The following is a 2,504-nucleotide window of genomic DNA, read 5'->3' as shown; positions in this document are numbered from 1 at the left end:
ACGCATGCCTGCGGCATGGCCAATCGCTTTCAAGTCTCCCGCACGCTGTTAACCGTGATCGCTCTTTTGCTGTCCGCAGTTGATGCCGGCGCTCTCGAGCTAAAACCCTACAAGGACGATCTGTTCGCCTATCCGGCGACGCTGTCGTCCGGCGACAATGGCGCCTACACCGTCATCGACTATCGCGAGATGCGCGACATCAACCAGCGCGACGAGGTGCCGGAAAAGCGCGTCCATGGCGAATATACCGACACCGGCGTGCGCAAGCTGCAGCAGGACCTGATGCTGAAGACGGACGCGGGCGATGTCAGGCATGTTGCCGTCGGCAAGACCGAGGGCGCCGGCATCATCGTGCTCTACCTGCACGGGCAGGGTGGCAGCCGAAAGCAAGGTGTCGACGACTTTACCTTCGGTGGCAATTTCAACCGCCTCAAGAATCTGATGGCCGCCAATGGCGGCCTCTATCTGTCGCCGGACTTCCCCGATTTCGGCGACAAGGGCGCCGCCCAGGTTGCGGCGCTGATCAATCACTACGCCGAGAAGTCGCCGGGCGCGAAGATCTTCGTCGCCTGCGGCTCGATGGGCGGATCGCTGTGCTGGAAGCTTGCCGCGCGCAACGACACCGGCCGACGCATCGACGGGCTGCTGCTGCTCGGTTCGCTGTGGGATGAGAGCTTTCTCGCCAGTCCCGCCTTCAGGCGCCATGTGCCCGTCTTCTTCGGTCAGGGCAGCAAGGACCCGGTATTTCCGGTGGAAAAGCAGGAAGCCTTCTTCCGCTCCATCATTGCAAAGTCAAAAGCCTATCCCTATCCGACCCGCTTCGTCCGCTTCGAGACCGGCACGCACGGCACGCCGATCCGCATGACCGACTGGCGCGGCACGCTCAACTGGATGCTCTCCAAGGCGCCGTGACGTTGATACCGGGATTGCCTCAGGGCGCGGTGTTGTAGTCGACGACGGCCTGCGGGTTCTGCTCGCCATCGTATGATGCATCGACGTCGTACTGGACCAGGGAAAAATCACCGTTGCGGAACAGGTAGGTTCCCGACGACGAGGCATCGCCGACGCCGCGCCACTTGTTGAAGGTGGTGATCGTCTTGGTGGCGTCGTCGTAAGCGGAATTGACGGCCCATCCAGTCGCCTGGAAGCCGACGACGTGCAGGCTCTCCACCTTGCCGTCGCTGTCGTTGTTCGCATAGCGGATGTCCATTTCGGGCTCGGCGAACTGCAACTGCCTGACGCCCGAGACGTCGTCGTAGATGTAGTAGATGGAGCTTTCATTGTAGGCGGCGGCCGAGCAGGCGAAATGGAAGAGCCGCGTTTCCCGCTCGGGGTCGCCTTCCGCCGCGCTCTTGTCCTTGTATTTGATCGAAAACAGCTCGGGCTCCTGCTCGAACAGCTCCTTGTCGCACTGGCCGGCATAGGTGGCGGCGAACGCCTTCTTCGCCTGCTCCAGCGCCTCGTCCTTCTTCGGCAGCGGCGGGCCGTCGCCGCAGCTTGCCGGCACGGCCTCTTCGAAATCGGCGGTCGATGGCTTCAGCGCGCCCTTGTCGATGAAGATCGGCTGGAACGGCGGTTCCTGGATCTGGCCGTTGACCTGGCGCAGCGTATAGCAGCCGGCAAAGACCTTGGCCTCGCCCTTCTTGTCGGTCGCCTGGATGGCGACCGGGACATTGTAGTAGATGCTGCCGGCCGCACCCTCGTCGGATACCGCGCCCGTCTTCACCTCTACCGTATCGGTGCCGTCATAGCCTTTGACGAACGCGTCGAAATCCTTTGCCGGCTTGGTATCGCCATAATAGCCCCAGGCGCGGGCGAATTCATGCCGGTTGATGGCGCTGTAGAGCGAACGGATGACTGAAGCGGCATCCGAGCGGTCGTCGATGTAGGGTGGGTCGGCGGCGAGCGCCTGCTGGCCCGCCATGGCGATAGAGAAAAAAGTGGTCGCTGCAAGAAACGCGCGTCTCATCGGGATCCTCCACTCGAGGGAAACCTAGCATGGTGATTGCGGCGGCGCGGTGACGCTTGAAGAATCGCCTGTGGAAGCGCTAGCTCCCGTCGCTCGACTAGGAGAAAGCAACATGACGATTTCGATGTATGACGCCTCGGTGCCGGTTTTTTCGGCCAGGCTGAAATCACTCTCCAAGGTGCTGTCGCTGGCCGAACAGAACGCAGCCGATCGCAAGATCGACCCGCAGGTGTTTCTGACCGCGCGGCTGGCCCCCGACATGTTCGCGCTGACCAGGCAGGTGCAGATCGCCACCGATCACGCCAAGGGCGCGCCGTCGCGGCTCGCCGGCCGCGAAGTGCCGAAATACGAGGACAATGAGGCGAGTTTCGCCGACCTGCAGGTCCGCATCGCCAAGACGGTCGATCATCTGGCGACGTTTTCGGCAGCCGACCTCGATGGCTCGGCGGAGCGGACGATCGAACTCAGGCTGACCGGGCGCGAGATCTCGATGCCGGGCTCGCAATACCTGCTCTACGCCGCCATGCCCAACTTC

General features: G+C 62.5%; 3 protein-coding genes. 2 read left to right on the top strand and 1 reads right to left on the bottom strand.

The features are described 5' to 3' along the window. The first annotated feature begins 15 nt into the window (after positions 1-15). Positions 16-912 (top strand): alpha/beta hydrolase, encoded by an 897-nt coding sequence (locus EOA33_RS32005; protein WP_127407446.1) that lies wholly within the window; start codon positions 16-18, stop codon positions 910-912. 19 nt (positions 913-931) lie between these two features. Here EOA33_RS32005 and EOA33_RS32000 read toward each other — a convergent pair whose 3' ends face one another. Then, complete coding sequence (locus tag EOA33_RS32000; RefSeq protein ID WP_127407445.1) at positions 932-1,969, bottom strand: DUF1176 domain-containing protein; 1,038 nt, start codon at positions 1,967-1,969, stop codon at positions 932-934. Positions 1,970-2,081: 112 nt separating this feature from the next. On the opposite strand from EOA33_RS32000, the gene EOA33_RS31995 reads away from it, so the two are divergent. Then, positions 2,082-2,504 (top strand): DUF1993 family protein (locus EOA33_RS31995; protein WP_127407444.1); only part of this gene is annotated, 423 nt, incomplete at its 3' end.

The organism is Mesorhizobium sp. M4A.F.Ca.ET.050.02.1.1 (assembly GCF_003997725.1).
Classification (GTDB): domain Bacteria; phylum Pseudomonadota; class Alphaproteobacteria; order Rhizobiales; family Rhizobiaceae; genus Mesorhizobium.
This window is presented reverse-complemented; position numbering and strand designations above follow the sequence as displayed.

Excerpts from the sequence above, each read along its gene's own strand:
- EOA33_RS32000 (WP_127407445.1), bottom strand. The coding sequence starts at position 1,969 with ATGAGACGCGCGTTTCTTGCAGCGACCACTTTTTTCTCTATCGCCATG.
- EOA33_RS32005 (WP_127407446.1), top strand. The coding sequence starts at position 16 with ATGGCCAATCGCTTTCAAGTCTCCCGCACGCTGTTAACCGTGATCGCT.